General features: G+C 69.3%; 24 protein-coding genes. 15 read left to right on the top strand and 9 right to left on the bottom strand.

The genetic code is table 11. From position 1 onward, the window contains the following. Positions 1-410: 410 nt before the first annotated feature. Positions 411-1451, top strand: a complete 1041-nt coding sequence (holA, locus tag ABIC53_RS05015) for a DNA polymerase III subunit delta (protein ID WP_274177878.1) — start codon at positions 411-413, stop codon at positions 1449-1451. Positions 1452-1512: 61 nt separating this feature from the next. On the opposite strand, the gene rpsT is transcribed toward holA, so the two are convergent. The 3 genes from rpsT to ABIC53_RS05000 form a co-directional block, all read right to left on the bottom strand. Then, a complete protein-coding gene (rpsT, locus tag ABIC53_RS05010; RefSeq protein ID WP_112614742.1) occupies positions 1513-1773 on the bottom strand; it encodes a 30S ribosomal protein S20 in 261 nt (86 codons plus the stop codon). A gap of 116 nt (positions 1774-1889) precedes the next feature. Then, positions 1890-2627 carry an alpha/beta fold hydrolase gene (locus tag ABIC53_RS05005; RefSeq protein WP_282500967.1) on the bottom strand — a complete coding sequence of 246 codons (738 nt, stop codon included), beginning with the start codon at positions 2625-2627 and terminating at the stop codon, positions 1890-1892. Positions 2628-2743: 116 nt separating this feature from the next. Beyond that, the gene (locus ABIC53_RS05000) at positions 2744-7648 is read right to left on the bottom strand and encodes an ExeM/NucH family extracellular endonuclease (protein WP_354450621.1); all 4905 of its coding nucleotides are present in this window, start codon (positions 7646-7648) and stop codon (positions 2744-2746) included. A gap of 273 nt (positions 7649-7921) precedes the next feature. Here ABIC53_RS05000 and lepA point away from each other — a divergent pair, with 273 nt between their 5' ends. From lepA to era, 11 genes are all read left to right on the top strand, one after another. Then, positions 7922-9772 carry a translation elongation factor 4 gene (lepA, locus tag ABIC53_RS04995; protein ID WP_354450619.1) on the top strand — a complete coding sequence of 617 codons (1851 nt, stop codon included), beginning with the start codon at positions 7922-7924 and terminating at the stop codon, positions 9770-9772. Between the two features lie 26 nt (positions 9773-9798). After that, the gene (locus ABIC53_RS04990) at positions 9799-10458 is read left to right on the top strand and encodes a DUF1990 domain-containing protein (RefSeq protein ID WP_112614744.1); all 660 of its coding nucleotides are present in this window, start codon (positions 9799-9801) and stop codon (positions 10456-10458) included. After that, entirely contained in the window at positions 10458-11675 is a 1218-nt protein-coding gene (hemW, locus tag ABIC53_RS04985; protein ID WP_354450617.1) for a radical SAM family heme chaperone HemW, read from the top strand. The genes ABIC53_RS04990 and hemW overlap by 1 nt, the downstream gene beginning before the upstream one ends. A 79-nt stretch (positions 11676-11754) precedes the next feature. Beyond that, entirely contained in the window at positions 11755-12792 is a 1038-nt protein-coding gene (gene hrcA / locus ABIC53_RS04980; RefSeq protein ID WP_354450615.1) for a heat-inducible transcriptional repressor HrcA, read from the top strand. A 39-nt stretch (positions 12793-12831) separates the two neighbouring features. Continuing rightward, the gene (gene dnaJ / locus ABIC53_RS04975; protein ID WP_112614750.1) at positions 12832-13953 is read left to right on the top strand and encodes a molecular chaperone DnaJ; all 1122 of its coding nucleotides are present in this window, start codon (positions 12832-12834) and stop codon (positions 13951-13953) included. A gap of 4 nt (positions 13954-13957) precedes the next feature. Further along, entirely contained in the window at positions 13958-14686 is a 729-nt protein-coding gene (locus ABIC53_RS04970; RefSeq protein WP_354450613.1) for a 16S rRNA (uracil(1498)-N(3))-methyltransferase, read from the top strand. A 43-nt stretch (positions 14687-14729) separates the two neighbouring features. After that, complete coding sequence (locus ABIC53_RS04965; protein ID WP_112614754.1) at positions 14730-15077, top strand: HIT domain-containing protein; 348 nt, start codon at positions 14730-14732, stop codon at positions 15075-15077. Between the two features lie 46 nt (positions 15078-15123). Continuing rightward, entirely contained in the window at positions 15124-16161 is a 1038-nt protein-coding gene (locus ABIC53_RS04960) for a PhoH family protein (protein ID WP_112615153.1), read from the top strand. Further along, on the top strand, positions 16158-16622 hold the full coding sequence (ybeY, locus tag ABIC53_RS04955; RefSeq protein ID WP_023950734.1) for an rRNA maturation RNase YbeY: 465 nt from the start codon (positions 16158-16160) through the stop codon (positions 16620-16622). Before ABIC53_RS04960 ends, ybeY begins: the two co-directional genes overlap by 4 nt. Then, positions 16619-17947 carry a hemolysin family protein gene (locus ABIC53_RS04950; protein ID WP_354450611.1) on the top strand — a complete coding sequence of 443 codons (1329 nt, stop codon included), beginning with the start codon at positions 16619-16621 and terminating at the stop codon, positions 17945-17947. Before ybeY ends, ABIC53_RS04950 begins: the two co-directional genes overlap by 4 nt. Then, on the top strand, positions 17944-18843 hold the full coding sequence (era, locus tag ABIC53_RS04945) for a GTPase Era (RefSeq protein WP_114589491.1): 900 nt from the start codon (positions 17944-17946) through the stop codon (positions 18841-18843). The genes ABIC53_RS04950 and era overlap by 4 nt, the downstream gene beginning before the upstream one ends. Here the strand turns inward: era and ABIC53_RS04940 are convergent. After that, positions 18840-19442 (bottom strand): hypothetical protein, encoded by a 603-nt coding sequence (locus ABIC53_RS04940; RefSeq protein WP_354450609.1) that lies wholly within the window; start codon positions 19440-19442, stop codon positions 18840-18842. The two genes, era and ABIC53_RS04940, sit on opposite strands and share 4 nt — an antisense overlap. A 206-nt stretch (positions 19443-19648) precedes the next feature. On the opposite strand from ABIC53_RS04940, the gene leuA reads away from it, so the two are divergent. Then, positions 19649-21409: a 2-isopropylmalate synthase gene (leuA, locus tag ABIC53_RS04935; protein WP_269266218.1), complete on the top strand. Its 1761-nt coding sequence runs from the start codon at positions 19649-19651 to the stop codon at positions 21407-21409. A gap of 96 nt (positions 21410-21505) precedes the next feature. On the opposite strand, the gene ABIC53_RS04930 is transcribed toward leuA, so the two are convergent. Continuing rightward, positions 21506-22207: a 3'-5' exonuclease gene (locus ABIC53_RS04930; RefSeq protein WP_274178036.1), complete on the bottom strand. Its 702-nt coding sequence runs from the start codon at positions 22205-22207 to the stop codon at positions 21506-21508. A gap of 111 nt (positions 22208-22318) precedes the next feature. Here ABIC53_RS04930 and ABIC53_RS04925 point away from each other — a divergent pair, with 111 nt between their 5' ends. Then, a complete protein-coding gene (locus tag ABIC53_RS04925; RefSeq protein WP_282500972.1) occupies positions 22319-23218 on the top strand; it encodes an alpha/beta fold hydrolase in 900 nt (299 codons plus the stop codon). Here the strand turns inward: ABIC53_RS04925 and ABIC53_RS04920 are convergent. Further along, a complete protein-coding gene (locus tag ABIC53_RS04920; protein WP_274177886.1) occupies positions 23178-23738 on the bottom strand; it encodes a CGNR zinc finger domain-containing protein in 561 nt (186 codons plus the stop codon). The genes ABIC53_RS04925 and ABIC53_RS04920 overlap by 41 nt on opposite strands. A 74-nt stretch (positions 23739-23812) precedes the next feature. Between ABIC53_RS04920 and ABIC53_RS04915 the strand changes: the two genes are divergently transcribed. Beyond that, positions 23813-24820 (top strand): DMT family transporter, encoded by a 1008-nt coding sequence (locus ABIC53_RS04915; RefSeq protein ID WP_274177887.1) that lies wholly within the window; start codon positions 23813-23815, stop codon positions 24818-24820. On the opposite strand, the gene ABIC53_RS04910 is transcribed toward ABIC53_RS04915, so the two are convergent. From ABIC53_RS04910 to ABIC53_RS04900, 3 genes are all read right to left on the bottom strand, one after another. Beyond that, on the bottom strand, positions 24786-25256 hold the full coding sequence (locus tag ABIC53_RS04910) for an Lrp/AsnC family transcriptional regulator (protein WP_274177888.1): 471 nt from the start codon (positions 25254-25256) through the stop codon (positions 24786-24788). The genes ABIC53_RS04915 and ABIC53_RS04910 overlap by 35 nt on opposite strands. A gap of 77 nt (positions 25257-25333) precedes the next feature. After that, entirely contained in the window at positions 25334-25936 is a 603-nt protein-coding gene (locus tag ABIC53_RS04905) for a histidine phosphatase family protein (RefSeq protein ID WP_114589498.1), read from the bottom strand. A gap of 37 nt (positions 25937-25973) precedes the next feature. Further along, positions 25974-26822: a Sir2 family NAD-dependent protein deacetylase gene (locus tag ABIC53_RS04900; protein WP_274177889.1), complete on the bottom strand. Its 849-nt coding sequence runs from the start codon at positions 26820-26822 to the stop codon at positions 25974-25976. Positions 26823-26863 lie beyond the last annotated feature (41 nt).

Raw genomic sequence — 26863 nt, 5'->3', positions numbered from 1 at the left:
CGAGAGTTGATTGGTCAGGTATCTGATCGCCTTTCGCGGCTCGCGGTTGACGGCAGCGGTGAACCATGACGACATGAACGACTCCCAGGAGATCGCAAGCGAGATGAAGGAGTCCGTCGCCGCTCGTCGTCGTAGGCGAAGCGTCCCACCATTCGCCACGATCGCGGCGTCGATAGCCTGCCAGTCTGCGAGGGATTCCTCGGCTCGGGAGGTGAACTCCTCGATGCGCAGGTCCGGATTAGTCTTATTCACCACGCGCCCCATCATGCCTCATGGGCCCCGGCTCTCAAGCCATGATCGTGGAACCGCGCATTGCGCAGTCACTTCGCAAGAGTTCCTCCGCTCGGAAGCTTGTGTCCTGCCTGTGGGTGGCGCCAGGTGAGGTCGGTGGTCGCGATTAGGCTGGGAGCATGCCGCCGAGTCCCCGACGTCCTGCCGCCCGCGGTGCCGCGAAGTCGGCTATCCGGCAGCTGTCGTGGCGTACGCCGGAACCGGCGCCCATCGTGCTCGTCGCAGGCCCCGAAGAGGTGTGCGCCGAGCGCGCCATCGCCGGACTCCGCGACTATCTGAAGGCCGAGGACCCGAGCCTCGAGGTCTCCGACATCCGCGCCGACGACTACGCCGAGGGCACCCTTCTCGGGATGGCGTCGCCCTCACTCTTCGGCGAACCTCGGCTCGTGCGAGTAGCGGGCGTCGAGAAGTGCTCCGACGCCTTCCTCGCAGAGGCCCTCGCGTATCTCGAGAATCCGCAGGAGGGCGCCACGATCGTCCTGCGGCACACGGGTGCGAGTGTCCGGGGCAAGAAGCTGCTCGAGGCCATCCGTTCGGGCATCGGGGGCGGGGTCGAGATCTCAGTTCCCGCGATCAAGCGCGACTCCGACCGTTTCGACTTCGCGGCGGGGGAGTTCAAGGCTGCGGGCAAGCGGATCGCTCCGTCGGCGCTGCGCAGCCTCGTCTCCGCTTTCGCCGACGACCTGACCGAGCTCGCGGCCGCCTGTCAGCAGCTCATCTCGGACGTGCCCGGTGACATCGGCGACCAGGTCGTCGAGCGGTATTACGGGGGTCGGGTCGAGACGACCGCCTTCGCCGTCGCCGACACCGCGATCGCCGGCCGCTACGGCGAGGCCCTCATCACGCTGCGGCACGCTCTGGCCAGTGGGGCCGACCCCGTGCCGCTCGTCGCTGCGATCGCCTCGAAGCTGCGCACCATGGCCCGCGTCGTCGGTACGCGCGAGCCGTCCGCCGCGCTCGCTGCCCGGCTCGGCATGAAGGACTGGCAGGTCGACCGAGCCAAGCGCGATCTCGTCGGCTGGACGGAATCCGCCCTCGCGACCGCGATCCAGGCGGCCGCCCGCGCGGATGCCGAGGTGAAGGGCGCCTCGCGCGACCCCGTCTTCGCGGTCGAGCGGCTTGTCACCGTCATCGCGACGCGGTCACCCTACGGGTCCTGATCGCTCAGCGGCAAAGCGAAAGGCCCGCCCCACATGGGGACGGGCCTTCGACAGCGGCGGCTCAGAGAGCGGCGACCTGCTTCGCGATAGCCGACTTGCGGTTCGCAGCCTGGTTCTCGTGGATGACGCCCTTGCTCACGGCCTTGTCGAGCTTCTTCGTGGCCTTGGCCAGCGCCTTCTCGGCAGCGGCCTTGTCGCCGGCGGCGATGGCCTCGCGGGTGCGACGCACCTCGGTCTTCAGCGCGCTCTTGACGGCCTTATTGCGCTCGCGCGCCTTCTCGTTGGTCTTGTTGCGCTTGATCTGCGACTTGATGTTCGCCACGTTCGACGTATCTTTCGTTCGGAGTTTTCGGTGGATGTGCCGGGCGACAGTAGAGGGATGCCGCACGGCGGTCGTGTGAGGGAGGAACCCACACGGCAAGCCGACTTCAGAGTCTATCAGGTCGCGTCGCGAGAGCCGGTATTCGCGAGGGTCGTGAGGGCGAGGTCGATGACCGCGTTGAACACGCGCGGACGCATGGCCGTGACGAGGTGGCTGGTGCGGGGGACGACGATCAGTTCCGCCTCGGGGGCGAGCTTCGCGAACAGCCGTTCATTGACGCGTAGCTGGTCGTACTGACCGTTCACGAACCAGGTCGGCACATCGATCCGTCGGATCGCCGCGAGCAGGTCGAGCACCGACAGGCTCGCCAGCGCAACGTCCTGCGCGTCGTAGGCGTATCCGCCGGCGCCGAAGTCCGGCCGGGTCTCGACGGGAAGCGTGCGGTCGAGGACCCAGTCGGTGATCCGCTGGCCACGGCCGGGCAAGCGGTCGAACCCGAGGGCGAGCGCTCGGTACACCGCGAGGCCGAAGCCACGGGGGATCGCGGTGCAGGACGCGGCGATGAACGCCGACACCGGCGGGCGTTCCTCGCGGCCGACGTAAGCGGTGCTCAGCAGCCCGCCCATCGAGTGGCCCACCAGCAACACGGGGCCGCGCTCAGCGGCATCCCGAACCGCATCGTCGATCGTCGCGAACGCACCATCGAGGGTGAAGGTCTCGGCCATGCGAGTGCCGTGGCCGGGCAGGTCGAGCGCCGTGACGGGGATGCCGCGATCCTGGAGGTGGGCCACCTGAGCGCGCCACATCGTGGCCGAGGTCCGGATCCCGTGCACGAGCACCACCTGCGCGGTCATGCTTCCACCCTACGGACCCGAACCCTGCGCGGGGGAGCAGCTCGGCGAGCACATGAACGAGTGAGGGCGACCGGTGATCCCGGCCGCCCTCACGTCGCATCAGCGTGCCCGCGAAATCATCGCTCCGAGACGGCACCTCGTCGCCGCGTCACCGCGATGACGCCGCCCGCGACGAGGAGCATCGCTCCCGCGAGCAGAACGCCGAGCGGCGTCTCCGCGCCGGTCACCGCGAGCTGCCCCGAGCGCACGACGGTGATCGCGAACTCCAGCGGCTCCTCGCCGGCCGTCGAGATCCGCAGCGTGTGGGCTCCCACCGCGAAGTCTGCGGGAATCGCCACCCGGAATGACGTGACGCCGGAGCCGTCAGCGGCCGGGATGCCACGTACCTCGATCGGCTCGCTGAAGAGGGTCGCACCGATCTGCTGGCCGGGCTCGAGGCCCGAGACCCGCACATCGATGAACCCGCCCTGCTCGACGCGGGTGGTGGAGAGCTGGACCTGCGCCCACGCCGCCGTGCCCGGTTCGGTACCCGGCTCGGTGCTCGGCTCGCCGATCCGGACCGGGATCGTGACCGTCGTCTCCGTGGCATCCGTCATCAGGACGAGCTCGGCGGCGCCGTCCGGGAGGTCGGCCGGAAGCGGCACCGACACGACCGTGCTTCCGCCCGCGACCGGTGCGGACGCGATCACCTCGCCGCCGAGCGAGACATCCACCGCACCGTTCTGGGGGGCTCCGAGGCTCGTCATGTCGAGGTTCGACACGGTCAGCTCGAGCGTCGAGCCCGCGGCAGCGGTCTCGGGGACGCCCTGGACGCGGACGGCGTGCTTCGTGAACGACGGCGCGACGGGCTGCTGCGCGCCGAGGTACTCGATCCAGGCCTCGTGGTCGAGGAAGCCGGTATCGACGTAGTCGGTGCCCGCGGCGAAGGCGCGGAAGTTGTCTCCCGACCCGGATGCGAGGAACGAGAGCGTGCCGATGCGGTACTCGGCGTCGAGGTCGAGCGGCTGCCCGTCGACCGTGACCGAGGTGATCCGGCTGCCCTCCGGGCGGGTGTCGTCGAACGTGTAGGTCACATTGTCGGACAGGCCCAGCTGCAGGTACGGACGCGACGGCACGTTGCCGTCCTTATCGCGCTGCCACTGCTGCTCGAGGACGCGCACGAAGTCGGCGCCCGTGAGGGTCACGAGGGCCATCGTGTTGTTGAACGGCAGCACGGCGTACGCCTGACCCCAGGTGATCGTGCCGTCCGGCACGCCCGCGACCGCGTTGGCCCCGAACTCGGCCTGCGTGTCGAACAGGTCGGCCCGAAGGCCGCCGGAGTTCGTCACGCCGATCTGCGCGCCGTTCGGCAAGTTCGCCAGGTTGGAGCGGATCGACTCCGCGACGAGGTTTCCGAGCGAGGACTCCGACGCCCGGTCGTCGCGCTTGCCGCCGGCATAGGCGCCGTCGACATACGAGCCGCCCGAGTACGCGCTGGTGATATCGGCGGAGATCGTCGCGACCGGCGTGTTGCCGATCTCAGCGAAGTCCGCGAGCGCCTGCCGGACGATCTCGTCGACCTCGGCGACGCGCGGGTAGGTCGCGATCAGGTCGGCGGCGGGCGTCTCGGTCTGGCCGACGTTCTCCTGTGAGTGCGAGACGACCTCGCCGCTCGTGGGATCGACCGAGAGGATGACCTTGCCGACGAACTCGCCGTACGAGCCGGTCTGGACGATCGGTCGCGTCCGGTCCGTTCCCGGGATCGGCGCCGACCACGCGTACAGCTTGTGCGTGTGACCGGTGTAGATGGCGTCGACCTCGGGGGAGGTCTCCTTGACGATGCGGGCGAAGACCGCGCTGTCGGCGACGGCCTCGTCGAGGCTCGCGTCCGAGGCGCTGTCGGCCGCACCCTCGTGGTAGAGCGCGACGATGACATCGGCCTGGTCGCCGGAGCCGTCGGTGAGGTCGGCTGCGACGCGGTTGACCGCTTCGACGGGGTCGCCGAACTCGAGACCGGCGATGCCCGCGCCGCTCACCAGCGACGCGGTCTCCTCCGTCACGACGCCGATGACGCCGATCGTGAGGCCCTGAGACTCGATGAGCTCGTACTCGTCGAACTGGGGATCGGTCGTGCCGGCGGCGTAGACGTTCGCCCCGAGGTGCGAGAAGTCCGCACGCGGGATGACGCGGTCGCGCAGGTCGGCGAAGCCGCGGTCGAACTCGTGGTTGCCCACCGCGCTCGCCCGCAGATCAAGGGCGTTCAGCACGTCGATCGTCGGCTCGTCCTGAGCGAGTGACGACGCCGGGAGCGAAGCCCCGATGTTGTCACCGGCCGACAGCAGCACAGCGTCGGGTGCAGCGGCGCGCAGCTCCTCGATGGTTCCGGCGAACCCGACGGTCCCCGGAACCTCGGGCTGGGCCTCCACCTTGCCCTCGGCGGGCTTGGCGGGCGTGACCCCGGTGATGCGGCCGTGGAAGTCGTTGATCCCGAGCAGCGTCAGATCGATGGGCTCGACCGGGGCCGTGGCCTCCGCCGAGAGGCCGACCTTGACCGGGTCGTGGTCGGAGGAACGGTAGGGGCCGTCGTCGTGGAAGTTCACCGGGAAGTAGTTGTACCGGCTGTACTCCAGGAAGATGGACTCGCCCGCATTGATGTTCCACACGTCGGCGCCCGTGGCGCGCTCGCACGCGGCCTCGTTCATGAGGATGTGGTCGAGCGAGCCGGAAAGCTCCTGGAACACGTAGCTGGTGTCCGTCGGATCGAACGTGATCCCCGCGTCGACATATCCCGACTCGTAGAACACCTGCATCGGGTCCTCCTGCGAGTAGGAGTTGAAGTCTCCCGCCAGCAGGACGGAGTCCACGTCGCCCTGGATCCGATCGACCCACGCGTCGAGCGAGCGCGCCTGTCGCACGCGCGACTCGTTCGAGGCTCCCTGGCCGTCTCCCGTGTCGGCGTCACCCGCCCAGGGACCCGCCGAGCCCTTCGACTTGAAGTGGTTGACGACGAAGAGGAACGGCTCGCCGCCGTCGACCGGGGCGAAGGCCTGCGCGATCGGAGCCCGTGCGTTCTGGAAGGCCTCGCCCGCGTCGGACTCGGTTCCGAGAGCCCGAGCGTCGCCGACGCGTTCGACGGCGCTCGGCTGGTAGATGATCGCGTTCGTGATGACGTCGCGCCCCGCGGCATCCGGCAGCTCGTCCGACGACGGCACGAACGCCCAGCGCTCCGAGCCGGCCGCCGCGTTCAGGGCGGCGACGAGCGAAGCGGTCGCCTCGTCAGGCTGCTCACCGAGCCGCGCCGAGTCCTCGATCTCCATGAGTCCGACGACGGAGGCATCGAGCGCGTTGATCGCGGCGAGGATCTTCTCCTGCTGGCGTTCGAAGGATGCCGCGTCCCACGCCCCGCGCTGATCGCAGCCCCCGCGGACGTTGGTCCCCTTGCCCTCACGATCGGTGTAGGCCTGGCAGGCGCTGTCTTCGACACCGAGGGTCGTGAAGTAGTTCAGGACATTGAACGACGCCACCGAGACGTCCCCGCCGACCTCCGCCGGAACGGCGGTGCGCGTGTTCTCGACGGTGATGTCGTCGTCACGGTTCTCACTGGCGACGATGTGCCGCACGGGGCTCAGCTTCCAAGCGTCGTTGCGGTAATCGAAGACGACCGGCGCGTCGAACGTCACCCGAGCGCCGACGCGAACGGGCTCGCTGGTCGAGATGTAGGGCGGTGTCGCACCGGCTGCCGCGAGGTTAGTCGACGAGCCGTCGTCGAGCACCACGCGGCGTGCGGCGTTGTCCGCCGCGACGGCCGCCGCTTCCGCGGAACCGGGACGAGCGACATCCGTGGGCTGGCGCAGCGGCTCGGCACCCGTGGCGAGCACGAGCTCGCCGAATCGGTTGAGGTTGTAGTTGTCGGCGACGACGAAGTCGCCCTGCGGCTGAACCAGCATCGACTCGAGCGCTTGGCGGTGCGCGTCGTCGGTCGGCCACGCCACCGTCGCCGGCACCACCGGGGCCGCGTCGGCGATCGCCGTCGCACCTCCCGGGCCGACGGTGAGCTGCGTCAGCCCGAAGTAGTCGCCCACGACACCGGTAACGCGCACCGTGCTACCGGGCGTGACCTCTCCGACCGCAGCGGGGGAGTAGACGAAGATCGCGTCGGAGGCCCGATGCGTCGCGAAATCGATCGCACCGCCGGTGCCGCCTGTCTGGATGACGTAGCCGTTGTACCCGCCCGTGGGATAGTGCGCCGTGACGACGCCTTCCGTCGTGACGGTCTGACCTGCCAGGGGCGAACGAGCGCCCGTGCCCTGAATCTCGCTGATCGAGACCACCTCGGGCCCAGCGGGCTGCTCCGGCTCACCGGGCTGCTCCGGCTCACCCGGCTGCTCCGGCTCACCCGGCTGCTCCGGCTCACCCGGCTGCTCGGGGATCGTCCCGGCTGCGCCCTGGGGCGTCGGTGCACCGGCCGTGAAGTCGGCCCCGTTGTCGGCGGTGTTCGCGCCCTGGTCGTCCCGAGCGATGCTCGTCGCGTTGGTCGTCGCCGGTGCCGCGCCGGAGCCTGCGAAGTCGGTCGCGTTGCCCCACCCGACGTAGTCGACGACAGCGTCGTTCTGCGCGAGGCCCGATCCACCGCTGAGCGCGGCCGTCGAGTTCACGAGCGCGACCTTGCCCTGCGTGCCGCTCATCGGGATGGAGCCCTCGATGTCGGCCGTGAAGCCGGGCAGCGCGGCGTTACCGCCGATGGCCTGGCCGATCAGCAGGTGCCCGCCGGGTTCGATGGTGGCACCCGCGAGAGCAGTCACCTGCCAGTTGGCTCCCGTGCTCGACGCGTACTGGACGCTCCAGCCGTCGAGTGAGACAGCGGCATCCGAGGTGTTGCGAAGCTCGATGAAGTCGCGGTTCAGGGGTGCGCCGCTGTTTCCACCGCCGCCGTAGATCTCGTTGATCACGACGGGCGCGTCAGCGCCGACCGCGGCACTCGCGGGCATCGCTGCCCACCCCACACCTCCCGCCACGATCGCGACGGCGGCGCTGGAGGCCACCCATCTGTGCCAGGGGCGTCGCGCGGGCGCGACAGGGTCTGCTGTGATCACGGTGCTCTCCCGGGGGGGCGGACCGGGCGCGGGGGATATCGCGCAACCACCGGCCGCCGCACTGAGCATTCGACGTCATCGACGTGTTCGGCAAGTAGCGGAATGGTTAATTGTTTATCACTCAGCTGAGTGCTGGCGTGTCCGGCCTTCGGCCTCGTACCATCCCGCGCGCGAGGGTTCGCGGCAGTGCCGTTGCGCGGCCCCGGGTAGACTCTCCGGGACATGTCTCCGCGCGCACTCCAGCCGCTCGCGCCTGCCGCAACGCCGCCCGAGCTCATCCGCAACTTCTGCATCATCGCCCACATCGACCACGGCAAGTCGACGCTGGCCGACCGGATGCTGCAGATCACCGGCGTCGTCGCCGACCGCGACATGCGCGCCCAGTACCTCGACCGCATGGACATCGAGCGCGAGCGCGGCATCACGATCAAGAGCCAGGCGGTCCGGATGCCGTGGTCGAAAGACTCCGGCACGTTCGCGCTGAACATGATCGACACGCCCGGTCACGTCGACTTCACGTACGAGGTCAGCCGCTCTCTCGCCGCGTGCGAGGGTGCCATCCTGCTCGTCGACGCCGCGCAGGGCATCGAGGCTCAGACGCTCGCCAACCTTTACCTCGCGCTCGAGAACGACCTGCAGATCATCCCGGTGCTCAACAAGATCGACCTTCCGGCGGCCGACCCCGAGAAGTACGCCGCGGAGCTCGCGAATCTCATCGGCGGCGACCCCGAAGACGTGCTCCGTGTCAGCGGCAAGACCGGCATCGGCGTCGAGGATCTGCTGGATCGCATCGTCGACCGCATCCCTGCCCCCGTCGGCGACCCCGACGCACCGGCGCGCGCGATGATCTTCGACTCCGTCTACGACGCCTACCGCGGCGTCGTCACCTACGTCCGTATGGTCGACGGCAAGCTCGAACCGCGCGAGCGCATCCAGATGATGTCGACGCGCGCGACGCACGAGCTGCTCGAGATCGGCGTGTCGAGCCCGGAGCCCATCCCCACGAAGGGACTCGGTGTCGGCGAGGTCGGCTACCTGATCACGGGTGTGAAGGACGTCCGCCAGTCCAAGGTGGGCGACACGATCACCAACCACCGCAAGCCGGCGTCCGAGGCGCTGCCCGGATACACCGACCCCAAGCCGATGGTGTTCTCCGGCATCTACCCGATCGACGGCAGCGACTACGGCGACCTGCGCGAGGCTCTCGACAAGCTCAAGCTGTCGGACGCGTCGCTCCAGTACGAGCCGGAGACCTCGGTGGCGCTCGGATTCGGATTCCGCTGCGGCTTCCTCGGGCTGCTCCACCTCGAGATCATCACCGAGCGCCTGTCGCGCGAGTTCGGCCTCGACCTCATCACGACGGCACCGTCGGTGACCTATGAGGTCGCGACCGACACCGGCGAGACCGTCGTGGTGACCAACCCCAGCGAGTACCCCGACGGCCGCGTCGCCGAGGTGTCCGAGCCGGTCGTGAAGGTCGGCATCCTCGCCCCGAAGGACTACGTGGGCACGGTCATGGAGCTCTGCCAGTCGCGCCGCGGCACTCTCCTCGGCATGGACTACCTGAGCGAGGACCGCGTCGAGCTGCGCTACAACATGCCGCTCGGCGAGATCGTCTTCGACTTCTTCGACCACCTCAAGTCGCGCACGCAGGGATACGCGAGCCTCGACTACGAGCCCGCCGGGTCGCAGACCGCCGACCTGGTGAAGGTCGACATCCTCCTGCAGGGTGAGAAGGTCGACGCGTTCAGCTCGATCGTCCACCGCGAGAAGGCCTACGCCTACGGCACGATGATGACCGAGCGCCTGCGCAAGCTCATCCCGCGCCAGCAGTTCGAAGTGCCGATCCAGGCCGCCATCGGCGCACGCATCATCGCCCGCGAGAACATCCGCGCGATTCGCAAGGACGTCCTCGCCAAGTGCTACGGCGGTGACATCACGCGTAAGCGCAAGCTCCTCGAGAAGCAGAAAGAGGGCAAGAAGCGCATGAAGATGGTGGGTCGCGTCGAGGTGCCGCAGGAGGCGTTCATCGCCGCGCTGTCGGGCGACGTCGAAGGCAAGGACAAGAAGTAGCCCCACGGGGAGCAACGAGGAGACCCATGCATCAGCGACGCGGGACCTTCCGGGACGAGACCGTCGACTACGCGGCGGTCGGCGCGACACGCGCGCACGACCTCATGGCGTATCCGCCCGAACACAGCATCCCCGCGGAGGACGCATGGCGGATCGGCAGCGGGCAGGCTCGCTTCGACACCGCCGCCGACCTCCTCATGTCGTGGGCAGCGCTCCGTGGGGCGGGTTTGCGAGTCGCGGATGTTCGGCCCGCATCGGGACCGATGTACACCGGCGTCGCGTTCGACGACCAGGGAAACGCCGTCGCGCCCAGCAGCATGGAACACGAGCAGCGCTTCGCGGCGGACGGCACCCCCTACGTCGGAGCCGGCACCACGCTTCAGGTGCACGGGCGTGTGTCGGGGCTGAATGCGGATGCGGAGCTCCGCGTGATCTTCGTCGACGAGGAGCCCCGCCGGGTCGCGTTCGCTCTCGGGACCGTCGGCGGTTCCGTCGTGAGCGGCGAGGAGTCCTTCCTCCTCGAGTGGCGCGACAACGATGAGGTCTGGTTCGTCGTGCGGGCGTTCGATCGGCCGACGGCATTGGCTTACCGCATGCTCAAGAGTCTCGTCCGCCGCCGCCGCCGGATGCTGTTCCAGGGATACCTCCGCGCGATCTCGCCGCTGTACGCGACGCCTGAGGCCTGATGGGCGCGGCACTGCCGAACGGTGATCCGGTGCCGGTCGGCGGGACGCTGCCGGACGACCTCGTCATCGACCCCGACGTCCCGTTCGGGGTGTACCTGCACGTTCCGTTCTGCCGGGTGCGGTGCGGCTACTGCGACTTCAACACCTACACCGCCACAGAGCTACGTGGCGCGCGGCAAGATGCCTACGCCGACGAGGTGCTGCGCGAGATCGCCCTCTCGGCCGATGTGATGGACGAGCGCGGCCCCCGGCGTTCGGCGCAGACGGTGTTCTTCGGCGGCGGCACTCCCACGTTGCTTCCGGCCGGAGACCTCGCTCGGATGCTGAGCGGAGTGCGGGACACGTTCGGCATCGCCGCCGGCGCGGAGGTCACCGTCGAGGCGAACCCCGACACGATGAACCCTCGGGTCGCCGACGAGCTGGCGGCGGCGGGCGTGACGCGCCTGTCGATCGGCATGCAGTCGGCCGTACCGCACGTGCTGGCGGCCCTCGACCGGACGCACGACCCCGCGAACGTCTCGACCGCCGTCGCCGCCGCGCGCGTGGCGGGACTCGACGTCTCGGTCGACCTGATCTATGGAGCGCCGGGGGAGAGCCTCGACGATTGGCGGCGCTCCGTCGAGACCGCAGTCGCGCTCGAGCCCGATCACGTCTCCGCCTACGCGCTCATCATCGAGGAGGGCACGCGCCTCGAGCGCCAGATCCGCCGTGGTGAGGTACCCGCGCCCGACGACGACCTCCAGGCAGACATGTATGAGCTGGCCGACGAGCGTCTCGCCGCCGCCGGCTTCTCCTGGTACGAGGTATCGAACTGGGCACGATCGACCGACCAGCGCTCGCGTCACAACCTGGCCTACTGGCGCGGAACCGACTGGTGGGGTTACGGGCCGGGCGCGCACAGTCACATCGCGGGCCTCCGCTGGTGGAACGTGAAACACCCGGCGGCATATGCTCAGCGGCTCTCCGCGGGCGAGTCTCCCGCCGCAGGCCGCGAGCGCCCGGATGCCGAGGCCCGGCGGCTCGAGTCCGTCCTGCTGCGATCGCGCATCGTGGACGGACTCGCCGTCGATGAGCTCGCGATCGACTCGCGCCGTGCCGTCGCATCGCTCATCGCCGACGGTCTCATCGAGGGCCCCGAAGCCGTCCGCGGTCGCGTCGTCCTCACCCGGCGCGGACGCCTCATGGCCGATGCCGTCGTACGGGCGCTCACCGAGTGATCCCGGGCGGCGACCCGGCTCGCCCACGCGGTAGAATTGGCACTCGCAGACATCGAGTGCCAAACAGGAGGTGACGGACATGGTCTCAGAGCGCGGACTGCAGGTGCTGCGGGCGATCGTGCAGGACTATGTCGACACCCGCGAGCCCGTGGGAAGCAAGTCGATCGTCGAGCGCCACGCCTTCGGCGTCTCGGCCGCCACGATCCGCAACGACATGGCGCTCCTCGAGGACGAGGAGCTCATCGCCGCGCCCCACACGTCATCCGGACGCGTGCCGACCGATAAGGGCTACCGCGTCTTCGTCGACCATCTGGCAGGCCTTCGCCCCCTGAGCGCCGCCCAGCGCTCGGCCATCACGACCTTCCTCGACGGCCCCACCGACCTCGACGATCTGCTCGTGCGGACGGTTCGTGCGCTCACCCAGCTGACGGGCCAGGTCGCAATGGTGCAGTACCCGTCCTTCGCGCGCGCGCAGGTCTCGCACCTCGAGTTGGTCGACCTCGGCGGCGGACGACTCGTCGTCATCGTCGTCACCGACACCGGCCGTGTCTCCCAGCGGGTGGGCGTGGTACGCACGCTCCTCGACGAAGCGCAATTCGCCGTAGCCAAGGCGACGCTGCGCGCCGCTGTCACCGGCGTCGCCGTGCGAGACGCCGTCAACGCGGTGTCGGCGCTCGCGGAGAGCGAGTCGGTCGGCGACCCGATCGGCGATGCGGTGCGCGAGATCGCCCGCATCCTGGTCGAAGAGCTCGAGACGTTCCGGCAGGACCGCCTTGTCATGGCCGGCACCGCCACGCTCGCGCGGCGAGAGGCGGATTTCCGCGGCAGTATCTATCCGCTGCTCGAAGCCATCGAGGAGCAGGTGACGCTGCTTCGGCTCATGGGCGAGATGGTCGCCGACGACCGCGGCGTCGCAGCGCGAATCGGCCGCGAGAACGAGGCGTACGGGCTCTCCGAAGCTTCGGTCGTCACGAGCGACTACGACGTCCCGGGCTCGCATGCACGCGTCGGCCTCATGGGCCCGACGCGCATGGACTACCCGACGAACCTCGCGACGGTCCGCGCCGTCGCGCACTACCTCAGCCGGCTCCTCGACGAAGACGAGAAGTCCCGCTGACCCACCCCACCCACGCCCGAACGGGCGGAAAGGCGATCCGTGGCTGACCACTACGAGGTCCTGGGCGTTGCGCGCGACGCGTCGCCCGACGAGATCAAGAAGGCGTACCGACGCCTGGCACGAGAACTGCACCCCGACGTCAACCCGGGAGAGGATGCGTCCGAGCGATTCAAGCTCGTCACGCATGCTTACGACGTCCTCAGCGATCCGGAGCAGCGTCAGCGCTACGACATGGGCGGCGACTCCGCCGGCGGCTTCGGCGGCGCCGCGGGCTTCGGCGGATTCAGCGACATCTTCGAGACCTTCTTCGGCGGCGGCGCCGGAGGCGGCGGTCGCGCCGGGCGTCCGCGCTCCCGGCGCGAACGCGGACAGGATGCGCTCGTCCGGGTCACCCTCGAGCTCGGCGACGTCGTCTTCGGCGTGCATCGCGACATCGAGGTCGACACCGCGGTGCTCTGCGACACCTGCCAGGGCTCGTGCTGCCAGCCGGGAACGCAGCCGGTCACCTGCGACGTCTGCCACGGTGCGGGCAATGTGCAGCGCACGGTCCGCAGCCTCCTGGGCAACGTCGTGACGTCGCAGCCCTGCAACGTCTGCCAGGGCTACGGCACCACCATCCCCTATCCGTGCACGACCTGCCAGGGGCAGGGACGCGTCCGGGCTCGCCGCACCGTCTCGCTCGACATCCCCGCAGGCGTCGAGACCGGGTTGCGCCTGCAGCTCCCCGGATCCGGCGAGGTCGGTCCCGCCGGCGGCCCCAACGGCGATCTGTACCTCGAGGTCACGGTCGCTCCGCACGACGTGTTCAGCCGCGAGGGTGACGATCTGCTCGCCACGCTCGAGGTGTCGATGCCCGACGCCGTCCTGGGCACCAGCACCACGATCGAGTCGCTCGACGGTCCGGTCGAGCTCGAGTTGCGTCCGGGCGTCCAGTCCGGCGACGTCCTCACCGTCAAGGGTCGCGGCATCACGCCGCTTCGCGGCTCGACGCGCGGCGACCTGCGTGTCGGCGTTCATGTCGTCACCCCGACGCGTCTGGATGCCAAGGAGCGGGCCCTCATCGAGGAGCTGAAGAAGCGCACGAAGTCGCCCGCACCACAACTCGCGGAGTTCCACCAGGGCCTTTTCGCCAAGCTCCGCGATCGGTTCCGGAACAGCTGAGCGCATGGCCCTGCACTTCCTCGTCGACCCGCCGCTCATCACTCGGCCGGGCGAGTTCGTCGACCTCACCGGCGCCGAGGCTCATCACGCGGCCGGCGTCCGTCGCGTGCGTGTCGGTGAGACGGTGACGGTGGGCGACGGCGAGGGGGCGTGGCTCGAGGGCACCGTCACCGCAGCCGATCCGAAGCTCGTCCGCATCGAGGCGCTCTCGCGAGTCGAGCATCCCGCGCCCGCACGGCGCGTGACGCTGATCCAGGCGCTCGCGAAGGGCGATCGCGACGAGCTCGCGGTGCAGGCCTGCACCGAGCTCGGCGTCGATGCGATCGTGCCCTGGCAGGCCGCGCGAAGCGTCTCGCGGTGGAGCGGACCGAAGGTCGAGCGCGGTGTGCAGCGGTGGGCGACCATCGCGCGCGAAGCGGCGAAGCAGGCGCATCGCGCGTGGCTGCCCGCCGTCGACGCGCCCGTGTCGACGACGGAGCTCGCGGCGCGATGCGGCTCCGAGCGGGTGCTGGTGCTCGAGCCGACGGCGACGCGGCGACTGAGCGAGGTCGAACTGGGCGAGGGCGACGTGTCGCTCGTGGTCGGTCCCGAGGGCGGGATCGCAGCCGAGGAGCTGGACGCGCTCGTCGCGGCCGGCGCGGTCGCCGTGCGTCTGGGGGACACGGTCCTGCGGACGTCGACGGCCGGCCCCGCTGCGCTCGGCGTCGTCAACGTCGCCCTCGGTCGCTGGTGACGCCGCCCGTCCCGCCACCGCACCCCGTCGATAGACTGAACGCATGAGCGAACCGTCTGTCTTCACGCGCATCCTCCGCGGCGAGATCCCCTCCGAGATCATCGCGGAGACCGAGAACGCGTTCGCGATCCGCGACATCGCTCCGCAGGCTCCGGTGCATCTCCTCGTGATCCCCAAGACCGAGCGCTACCGCACCGTGGTCGAGCTCGCCGCGGGCGACCCCGCTCTCCTCAGCGAGCTCGTCGGGCTCGCGAACTCCGTCGCTGCCGAGCATTCGGACGGCGACTTCCGTTTGATCTTCAACACCGGCCCCGGCGCAGGACAGACCGTGTTCCACGTTCACGCGCACGTGCTCGCCGGTGGCCTCTCCGAAGGGAGCCTCGGTGGCTGATGCTTCCGAACCCGCCGTCGCGACGATCCTCGCCGACGGTGTCGCCATGGTCCAGCTGCTCGGGCCCCAAGACCGCCTCCTGCGCGTCGTCGAGCGGGAGCACCCCGACGTCGACGTCCTCGTCCGCGGCAACGAAATCACCCTGACGGGCTCGAACGATGACGTCGCCGCCGCGAAGTCGCTCGTCGACGAGCTGATCGCCATGGCACGGGCCGGGCAAGGCCTCGATCCGAGCGACGTGTCGACGTCCAGTCGCATCCTGCAGCGGCGAAAGGGCGATGAAGGCCCGCGCCCGTCCGAGGTGCTGGGGGAGGCGATCCTCTCCTCGCGCGGCAAGGTGATCCGGCCGAAGACGCTGGGGCAGAAGGCCTACGTCGACGCGATCGACGAGAACACGATCGTCTTCGGCATCGGCCCCGCGGGAACCGGCAAGACCTACCTCGCGATGGCGAAGGCGGTGCAGGCTCTGCAGCGCAAGGAGGTCAATCGCATCATCCTGACGCGCCCCGCCGTGGAAGCGGGAGAGCGCCTCGGCTTCCTGCCCGGCACCCTCACCGACAAGATCGACCCGTACCTCCGGCCGCTGTACGACGCTCTCAACGAGATGCTCGACCCCGAGCTCGTCCCCAAGCTCATGGCCACCGGCACGATCGAGGTCGCGCCGCTGGCGTACATGCGCGGACGCACCCTGAACGATTCGTTCGTCGTGCTCGACGAAGCGCAGAACACCACGCCCGAGCAGATGAAGATGTTCCTCACGCGTCTCGGGTTCGGCACGCGCATGGTCGTCACCGGCGACATCACACAGGTCGACCTTCCCCAGGGGACGTCCGGCCTGCGCACCGTGACACGCGTTCTGAAGAGCATCGACGACATTCATTTCGCCACCCTCACCAGCGAGGACGTCGTGCGGCACACTCTCGTCGGCCGGATCGTTGACGCGTACAGCGAGTACGACGAGCAGCGGCTGGCCGCGCGTCGTGAGCGCGACGAGGCCAGCGAGTTCGCCAACCGGGCCGAGCGGCGCACCGCGACACGGCCCGTCGGTCCGCGCGACCGACTCCCGAAACGAGGACGTTCATGACCATCGAGATCACCAACGAATCCGGCGTGTCCGTCGACGAGACCGTGCTGTTGCGCCTGACCGAGCACAACCTCGCGCAGCTGAACGTGAGCCCGGACGCCGACCTCGCCATCCTCCTCGTCGACGAGGGCGCCATGGAGTCTCTCCACGTGCAGTGGATGGACGAGCCCGGCCCCACCGACGTGCTCAGCTTCCCGATGGACGAGCTCCGCCCGGGCACCGAAGACGCCCCGACCCCGCCGGGACTTCTCGGCGATATCGTGCTGTGCCCGCAGGTGGCCGAGGCACAGGCGCAGGCCGCGCGCCACACGACGCTCGACGAGCTCATCCTCCTCACGACGCACGGGCTGCTGCACCTGCTCGGGTTCGATCACGCCGAGCCGGAGGAGGAGCGCGAGATGTTCGGCCTCCAGCGCGAGTTGATCTCGGCTTTCCACGCAAGCGAGCGCCGCCGCGCGTGACCGTCTTCCTCCTCGTCCTCGGCGCGGTGTTCCTCGTCGCGCTCGGGGGTCTGATGGCCGCTCTCGATGCCGCTCTCGGTGTCACATCGCGCGCTGACCTCGCCGACTGGGCGGAGTCCAGTCGGCGCCAGCAGGCGCTCCGCCGCATCGCCGATGACACGACGGCCCACGCGAACGCCGTCGTCTTCATCCGCATCCTCGCGGAGTCGACGGCTGCGGTGTTCGTCACGGCGGCGCTGACCCTCGCGCTCGAGAATCTGTGGTGGGCGATCCTCGTCGCCGCCCTGCTCATGACGGCGGTGTCCTTCGTTCTGGTCGGCGCGAGCCCGCGATCGGTCGGGCGTCAGCACGCCCGCGGCCTGCTCATCGCGTGCGCTCCGGTCGTGCGCGGCGCCCGCATCGTGCTGGGACCTCTCGCCCACCTCCTGGTGATCGTGGGCAATCGCGTCACGCCGGGCGTCTCGCGCGGCACCTCCTTCGCCTCCGAAGAGCAGCTCCTGAGCATGGTCGACGAGGCGGTTTCGCAGGACCTCATCGAAGCCGACGATCGCGACCTCATCCATTCGGTGTTCGATTTCACCGACACGCTCGTCCGTGCGGTGATGGTGCCCCGGACCGACATGGTCACGGTGCCGCAGACGGCCACGACGCACGAAGCGCTCGCGCTGTTCCTCGAGCGCGGCGTGTCGCGGGTGCCGGTCACGGACGACGAGCGCGACGACATCATCGGCGTCGTGTACCTCAAGGACCTCGTGCAGTTCTCCTACGGCGAGGCGAAGGGATGGCGCGACGTACCCGTGGGCCGCGTGGCGCGGCCGGCCGTGTTCGTCCCCGAGTCGATGCGCGCCGAATCGCTGCTGCAGCAGATGAAACGGGATGCCGTTCACGTGTGCCTCGTCGTCGACGAGTACGGCGGGGTCGCCGGCCTGATCACCCTCGAGGACCTCATCGAGGAGCTCGTCGGTGAGATCGCCGACGAGTACGACCGCGGCGCGGCAGAGGTCGTCGAGCTCGAACCCGGCCGTTACCGCGTGAGTGCCCGGCTCGGCCTCGACGAGGTCGGCGAACTTTTCGGCATCGAGCTGGACGATGACGACGTCGACTCCATCGGCGGGCTGCTCGGCAAGACGCTCGGCCGGGTCCCGATGCCGGGGGCGACCGTGACCGTCGACGGGATCACGATCACCGGCGGCGTCTCGCGGGGCCGCGGGCGGGGACTCGCGACCGTCTTCGTCGAACGCGCCCCCGCCGACGAGACGGACGACACGACGCACCCGCGGACCGGAGAGGTCCGCGTGGCACGAAGAGGAGAAGACAGCAGATGACCGCAGCAGAGAGCCGATCGGGGTTCGTGACCTTCGTCGGACGTCCCAACGTCGGGAAATCCACGCTGACGAACGCCCTGGTGGGCGAGAAGGTCGCGATCACGAGCGACAAGCCGCAGACGACGCGGCGCGCGATCCGTGGCATCCTGAACCGACCCGGCGGTCAGCTGGTGATCGTCGACACGCCCGGTATCCACAAGCCGCGCACCCTGCTCGGTCAGCGCCTGAACGACCTCGTCGAGCAGGTTCTGGGTGACGTCGACGTCATCGGCTTCCTCGTGCCCGCCGTCGACAAGGTCGGGCCCGGTGACCGCCGCATCGCCGCGTCGCTCGACGGCTACACCCGCGCGAAGAAGGTCGCCATCGTGACCAAGACCGACCTGGCGACCCGCGATGAGATCATGGAGCGCCTCATGGAGGTCGACAGCCTTCGCGAGGACTGGGCAGCTGTGATCCCGTTGTCCGCCGTCACCGAGGATCAGCTCGATGTGCTGGCCGACGAGCTGCTCGCGCTGATGCCCGAAGGGCCGGCGCTGTACCCCGACGATGTGGTGACGGACGAGTCGACCGAGGACCGGATCGCCGAGATCATCCGAGAAGCCGCCCTCGAGGGCGTGCGCGACGAACTGCCCCACTCGATCGCCGTCACGGTGGAGGATGTCGCGCCCCGTGAGGGCTCCGACCTCACGGACGTGTACGCCAACATCGTCGTCGAGCGCGACAGCCAGAAGGCCATCATCATCGGCCGCAAGGGCTCGCGGCTCGCCGATGTCGGTGCTCGTGCCCGGGCACAGATCGAGCCGCTTCTCGGGACCCGGGTGTTCCTCTCGCTGCGGGTGCGGGTCGCGAAGGAATGGCAGCGCGACCCCAAGCAGCTGGGACGCCTCGGGTTTTAGCCGACCTCGCGCATCGCCGACTGGACGACGACGACACCCGCGCCGAACTCGGCGTCGGCGGCATCCTGAAGCGTTCCGTCGTCCCAGACGACCGTGACCCAGAGCCGGCCGTCGTACGCACCGGAGGCGAGCACGGTGTCGCCGAGGGTGTCGTGCACCCGTTGTTCGACGTCTCGCAGCGTCGCGTCGTCCGCGGTGCCGGGCACGCCGCCCGTCGGGTCGGGAAGCGGCATGGGGTCGTACAGTGCCAGCGGAACCGCCGGCGCGGTGACCGTCAGGGCAGCGCCGTCAAATCGTCCCTGGACGGCATAAGTACCCCACGTCGAGCCCGACATCGTGGTCGCATCGGAAAGCGAGGACCAGTCCCAATCCTTCACCGGGATGCCGTCGCACTGGGGCGGCGCCGACTCCGCAACAGCGCCGAGACAGAGCTCGGCACCAGAGCCGTCGTCGAGGACCGTCCCCTGCGCGACGACCTCGCCGCTCGGGGGCGCCGGGTCGAGTGAAGTCGGGCCGGCCGCGGGCGTCGAGGCGCAGCCCGCCGTCAGGGCGATCGCACACATCAGGAGGGCGGACGAGCCCGCGCGCGCAGTTCTCATATCCCCACAGTGTCGCGCACGACGCCTTCGTCTCAGGTGAGGCACGCCCGTGTGCGTCCCGGCGGCGAGCGGGGTGTAGCCTGGGCGCATGCGCTTCGGCCGACTGCTTCTCCTTAGTCGCCGCGACGAGTCCTCGTTCTAGGGCCTCTCTCGTCGCGGAGCTTCGCGTTGGCCCGTCACACCCGATGAGGAAGAGCGAGACGACCATGGAGAACAACCAGAAGCCTTCGGGCATGCCGATCCACAAGTATCGGCCGTTCCACGAGCAGATCCGCGTCGATCTGCCCGACCGCACCTGGCCCGCGAAGCGCATCGAGACGGCGCCCCGCTGGTGCGCCGTCGATCTGCGGGACGGCAACCAGGCGCTCATCGATCCGATGAGTCCCGAGCGCAAGCGCGTGATGTTCGAGCTGCTCGTGAAGATGGGGTACAAGGAGATCGAGGTCGGGTTCCCGAGCGCGAGCCAGACCGACTTCGACTTCGTGCGCCAGCTGATCGAGGACGGCTTGATCCCCGACGACGTGACAATCCAGGTGCTGACGCAGGCTCGCGAGCACCTCATCAAGCGCACGTACGAAGCGATCGCCGGCGCGAAGCAGGCGATCGTCCACCTGTACAACTCGACGAGCATCCTGCAGCGTGAGGTGGTCTTCCGCACCGACCGCCAGGGCATCATCGACATCGCACTCGAGGGCGCGCGCCTGTGCCGCCAGTACGAGCAGACCATCCCCGAGACGGCCGTCTACTACGAGTACTCGCCCGAAAGCTACACCGGCACCGAGCTCGAGTTCGCCGTCGACGTCTGCAACCAGGTCATCGAGATCTTCGAGCCGACGCCCGACCGCAAGGTCATCATCAACCTGCCGGCAACCGTCGAGATGGCCACGCCGAACGTGTACGCCGACTCGATCGAGTGGATGAGCCGTCACCTCGCGCATCGCGAGAACGTCGTGCTGTCGCTGCATCCCCACAACGACCGTGGCACCGCGATCGCTGCCGCGGAGCTCGGCTACATGGCCGGCGCCGACCGCATCGAGGGCTGCCTGTTCGGAAACGGGGAGCGCACCGGCAACGTCGACCTCGTCGCGCTCGGCATCAACCTGTTCACGCAGGGCATCGACCCGCAGATCGACTTCAGCGACGTCGACGGCATCAAGCGCACGGTCGAATACTGCAACCAGCTGCCCGTGCCCGAGCGGAGCCCCTGGGCCGGAGACCTCGTGTTCACCGCGTTCAGCGGCTCGCACCAGGACGCCATCAAGAAGGGCTTCGAGGCGATGTCCGCACGTGCGGCTGCCGACGGCGTCTCGATCGACGAGATCGAGTGGGCGGTGCCTTACCTGCCCGTCGACCCCAAGGACCTCGGTCGTTCGTACGAAGCCGTGATCCGGGTCAACTCGCAGTCGGGCAAGGGCGGCGTCGCCTACCTGCTGAAGACCGACCACGCCCTGGATCTGCCGCGCAAGCTGCAGATCGAGTTCTCGGGAGTCGTGCAGGAGAAGACGGATGCCGAGGGCGGCGAGGTCACGAGCGAGCAGATCTGGTCGATCTTCACCGACGAGTACCTGCCCGCACCGGCCGACGACGACAAGTGGGGCCGGTTCGAGCTGCTCGGCACCCGCACGCAGAGCGACATGTCGGGTGACGTCCGGCTCGACGTCACCCTGCGCGACGGTGACGAGCACGACGATGTGTCCGGTGTCGGCAACGGCCCGATCGCGGCGTTCCTCGCGGTGCTGCGCGACCGCGGCTTCGACATCTCGCTCTACGACTACGTCGAGCACACGCTGAGCTCGGGTGGCGACGCTCAGGCGGCGGCCTACGTCGAGCTGCAGGTCGATGACCAGCGACTCTGGGGCGTCGGCATCGACGGCGACATCTCGACGGCGAGCCTCAAAGCCGTCGTATCGTGCGTCAACCGCGCGATCCGCACCCGCGAGCGCTCGTCGGAGCTGACCGCGGTCTGAGGATCGTCGCGCCGCCGCGAGGGCGGCCTCGCAGGTCGGGGCCGCCCTCGCTCCGTCGTCAGCCTTCCACCTGTCGAGACTCCGGACGCCGACCGATCAGCGGATGGGCCACGAGCCGTCGACGTCGGCGTCGATCCGTCCGATGCTCACGAAGTATTCGGTGAGACTCTCTGCTTGAGCCCGCGCCCAGCCGACCTGGCGGGTGTGAAGCTCGGCGGCGGTCGACGGCAGCCCCTCGGCGAACCGCTCAGCGAGGATCTGCGCGACGCGCCCCGCAGCGATCGCGTCTGCGGAGGCCTCGTGCGCCCCGGTGAGCGTGACGGCGTAGTGCTCGGCGACGACCGAGAGGGTGCGCTTCCCGCGGCGGTAGCGGTCGTACCGCTTGTCGATGACGAGCGGATCGATGACGGGGGAGGGCGAGTGGATCGGATCGATCCCGTGCCGGAGCGCTTCGTACTTGAGCATCGAGAAATCGAACGGCGCGTTGTACGCCACCACCGGGATGCCGGCGTCGAACAGGCCGCGCAGGGCTGCGACGACCTCCGCGACCACGTCCGATGCGGGCCGTCCGTGCCGACGGGCATGCTCGGTCGTGATGCCGTGGATCGCCGCCGCACCATCGGGGATGTCGATCCCCGGGTCGGCCAGCCAGCTGTCGGCCCGCACCGGTGTTCCGTCGGCGTCGAGGACGCCCACGTGCGCCGTCACGATGCGATCCACGGTGACGTCGACGCCCGTCGTCTCCAGATCGAAGACCCCGACCACCTGGCACCATTCGGGTGCCGAGCAGGGCCACAGGTCGAGTTCGGGCGTTGCGACGACAAGAGGGCGATCCGGCTCCACGGAATCGAGGCTACGGCTCGGGTCGGACACGCAGGATTCGACGCGCCGCCTCCGTAGACTCGACGGGTGCCGACCGTCTCCCCGTACGACTCCCTGCTCGCGCGCATCCCGGTGCGCCGCCTCGAGACCGAGGTCCTCGGCGGAACGACCGCGTACTGGGTCTACGGGCGCGACGAGGCACCGCTGACGCTCCTGGCGGTCCACGGGTTCCGGGGAGAGCATCACGGTCTCGAGCCCGTCGTCGCGCACCTCGGCGACGTGCGCGTCATCATGCCCGACCTGCCGGGTTTCGGCGAGACCCCAGCGATACCGGGCCGCGAACACGACCTGCAGACATACGCCGACTGGCTCACCGCATTCGCGGCCGGGGTCGCTCCCGGCGCGGTGGTCGTCGGCCACTCATTCGGCTCGATCGTCTCCGCCGCTGCGGTGGCGGGCGGGCTTCCCGCCCCCCGCATGATCCTCATCAACCCCATCGGCGCGCCCGCCCTCGAGGGACCCCGTGGGGTCTTCACGCGCCTCGCCGTCTGGTACTACGACGTCGGGGCGCGCCTCCCGCGGCGGGTGGGCGAAGCGTTGCTGCGCAATCGCCTCATCGTCCGGGTGATGAGCCTCGCGATGGTCAAGACGCGAGACCGGACCCTGCGCCGGTTCGTCCATGAGCAGCACGACACGTACTTCTCGAGCTTCGCCGATCGCGACGTGCTCCGCGACGCGTTCGTGACGTCCGTCTCGAACGACGTCCGCGCGTTCGCTCCGCGCATCTCTCAGCCGACCCTGCTCGTCGCTGCCGTTCAGGACGACATCACCCCGATCGAGGCCGAACGCCGGCTGCGCGCGCTGTTCCCCGTGGCCGAGCTGGTTGAGATCGACGGCGTGGGGCACCTCATCCATTACGAGAAGCCCCGCGAGGCCGCCGCCGCGATCAGGCGGTTTCTCGCGCTTTCCGACGACGGTACGCGTTGACGTTCATGCGGTTGCCGCAGTTGCCGGTGTCGCAGTAGCGCTTCGAACCGTTCTTGGAGAAATCGACGTAGACCGCCGCGCAGTCGTCGGCGGCGCAGATCCGCACGCGGTCGTACGCGTCGGCGCGGATGACGTCGACGAACGCCATGCCGGCCTCCACGAGCACGCGCGTTGCCAGAGGCGCGTCGTCGGGAGTCGCGTGGATATGCCAGTCGTATCCGTCGTGGATCACCAGCTGAGGCTGCGCGCGGCCGTCGCGCAGCATCGCGTTCACGTGGGGCACGGCGGAGTCCCGGTCGAGCTCCCAGAGCTCGTGAAGGCGCGGCCGGATGCCGCGCATCGCCTGCAGCTCCGCCTCGTCGCGCACGATCGCGCCGGTGAAGGCGAACTCGGTGAGAAAGGCATCCAGGTCGTCCCCGTCGACGAGCGTGTCGGCGGCGTCCGCGCTCGTGAGCGGGAGCGTGTTGACCAGTGCAGCAGTCGCGCGCAGCGACAATTCCGTGTCATGGATGAAGACCACGTTGACTCCTGACGATCGCGAGCGTTACTGTCACGAGTGTAGATAACTTTCACCCCTGACCACCGAGGCTGCCGATGACGAACCCGACCGCGCCCCTGCCCATCATCGCAGGCGCACCGGAGACACCGCCCACTGGCGTCCCGGGCAGGCGAACCGCGGGCATGGCCATGGCCATCGCCTCCGCGCTGGCGTTCTCGTCGAGTGGTCCGCTCGTGAAGCCGCTCCTCGAGAACGGCTGGTCGCTCGGCGCCGCGCTGTTCATCCGGATCGGCGTCGCAGCCCTCGTGCTGTCGCCGTTCCTGATTCGCGCGATCGCTCGGGAACGGCACTTCCTGCGCCGGCACGGACTCGCGTTGATCGCTTTCGGTGCGATGCCCGTCGTCGGTTGCCAGTTGTTCTACTTCTCAGCGATGCAGCGGATGCCGGTCGCCGTCGCCCTCCTCATCCAGTATCTGGCGCCCGTCCTCCTGGTGATCTGGGTATGGCTCACCACCCGCCGCCGACCGTCACCGACGGTGATCGCCGGTTCCGTCGTCGCCATGGCGGGTCTGGTGCTGGTCGTCGACATCGCCGGAGCCCGTTTCGACTTCTGGGGCACTCTCCTCGCCCTCGGTGCCGCCCTCTGCACGTGCGTGTACTTCGTCATGGCCGAGCGCACCGGCGACACGCTGCCGCCCCTCGTCCTGGCCGCCGGAGGCATGGTCATCGCGAGCGCGATCATCGGCACCCTCCTTCTCACGGGCTTCCTGCCCTTCGCGACGAGCACCGTGCTCGCAGACGTCGTCGGGATGCAGCTGCCGCCCATCGTCGTCCTGCTCTGGGTGGGCGCCGCGACCGGGACCGCCTACGCCCTGGGAGTCTCCGCGGTTCCGCGCACGGGGTCGCGTCTGGCATCGTTCATCGGTCTCTCGGAGGTTCTGTTCGCACTCGGCTTCGCGTGGCTGCTCCTGGCCGAGGCGCCCGCGCCGGTCCAGTTCGTCGGCGGGGCGCTCATCCTCGTCGGTGTGGTCCTCGTGCGGCTCGACGCCGAACGCGCACCGGCAGCCGTCAGCCCGCGCGCCCCTCAGCGAGCAGCGGCTTGACCCGGTGCGGGATCACGTCGTCCATGATGAGCGAGGTCTCCGTGCGTTCGACCCCATCGATGGCGAGGATGCGCGCGTCAACGGCGAAAAGGTGCTGCGTGTCGCGCGCGACCACGCGGACCATCAGGTCGACCTGACCGCTCAGCCCCTGAGCCTGCAGCACCTCGGGGATGGTTGCGAGCTCCTGCGCGATACGGGGCAGGTCGGGCTGACGGAGCACGACGCTGATGAGCGCCTCGATCGGGAAGCCGAGAGCACGCATCGAGATCGACCGCTCGTACGAGAGGAAGACACCCGACTGCTCCAGCCGTGCCATCCTCCCCTGGACCGTGTTGCGTGACATGCGCAGGCGCTCGGCGAGCGCGACCACCGTCGCGCGGGGGTCATCGGCGAGAGCTTCGAGCAACGCGAGGTCGACGCGGTCGTGCATGGTCATGATGCTGGACGATACACCGCTCGGAGCCCCACCTCGGAGCATCGCCTCTCGCGGCGAGCGACGGGGCGGCGGCAGGGTCAGATCGTCGCGAGCGCGGGGGAGTCGATGAGGCGCAGACGCTCGCGCTCCATGACGAAGGTGTGGGCCGATCCGTTGGCGAGGCGGACTCCCTGCAACGGGAACTCCTCTGCGGTCGCATGCCGGATGACCTCACGGATGAGGGCGCCGTGCGCGACGACGATCAGCGGCACCGCGATCGGTGCCGTGGTGGCACGCGCATCGCGGACGGCCCGCTCGAGCCCGCGCAGCGCCCGCTCGCGGACCACCGGCCACGGCTCCGCGTTCGGCACGTCGGCCACGGCCCATTCGCCCCAGCGAGCGTGGAACTCCTCGACCCCGACGCCCTCGGCATCCCCGTAGCCGCGCTCCCGCAGCTCCGGATAGGTGCGCGGCGCAGCGGCCCCCAGCCCGTCTGCGATGATCCGAGCCGTCTCGGCTGCGCGCGAGAGATCGCTCGAGGCGACGACTGCATCCCCGTCGAGCGACTCCCGCAGGGCGGCTGCGACAGCGCGAGCCTGCTCACGTCCGGTGTCGTTGAGGGGGATGTCGGTGGAGCCCTGGATCCGCCGTTCACGATTCCAGTCGGTCTCACCATGGCGCACGAGGGTCAGGATGGTCACCTCTCGACCCTACGCTGACGGTCGTCCGACCTCGACCTCACCGCCGGGACGGCAGCGCGTCGGCCAACACACGCAGGACATGACTCGTGCCGTCATCGATCTTGACGGTTGCCTTCGGGTCGGAGCGCGTCGCGCCTCGGTTGATGATGACCACCGGGAGCTTGCGGCGGCGTGCGCGCTCGACGAGCCGGACGCCCGAGTTGACCACCAGCGACGACCCGGCGACGATGAGCGCGTCGCTCGTGCGCACCAGCTGCTCGGCCTCCGCGAACTTCTCACGCGGCACGAACTCGCCGAAGAAGACGACATCCGGTTTCAGCATGCCACCGCAGACCGTGCACGTGGGCACGATGAAGCCGTCGCTCGTCGCGGGCAGGACGTCGCCGTCGGGGCCCAGCTCGACGTTCTCGGGGACCGTGATCCACGGATTGTCCCGTTCCACGCGCTCGGCGAGATCGCGCCGGTCGAAGACCTGACCGCAGTGCAGGCAGAACACGCGTCGCATCGTTCCGTGCAGCTCGACCACCCGGCTGCTTCCGGCCCGCAGATGCAGACCGTCGACGTTCTGCGTGATGACGCCCGTGACGACGCCGGAGCGCTCGAGATCCGCCAGCGCCGCATGCCCGTCGTTCGGTCGCGCCGCCGCGAAAGCCTGCCAGCCGAGATGGCTGCCGACCCAGTACCGCCGACGCGCGTCAGCGCTCGCGAGGAACTGCTGCGCCGTCATGGGCGTGCGCACCGGCGCTCCGGCGCCGCGGTAGTCCGGGATGCCCGAGTCGGTCGACACGCCGGCTCCAGTGAGCACCGCGATGCGACGGCCCGCGAGTACCTGCAGGGCGTTGTCGATCTCGTCGCCCGCGGGCGTCTCGAGGTCGGGGTTCGTCACAGTCCCACTCTACGAGCGTCAGCGCATCGCCCGGGCGACGT

This window comes from Microbacterium sp. 1262 (genome assembly GCF_040544895.1).
Classification (GTDB): Bacteria; Actinomycetota; Actinomycetes; order Actinomycetales; family Microbacteriaceae; genus Microbacterium; species Microbacterium plantarum.
The sequence above is the reverse complement of the archived record's forward strand: the minus strand, read 5'-3'. Positions and strand labels throughout refer to the sequence as shown.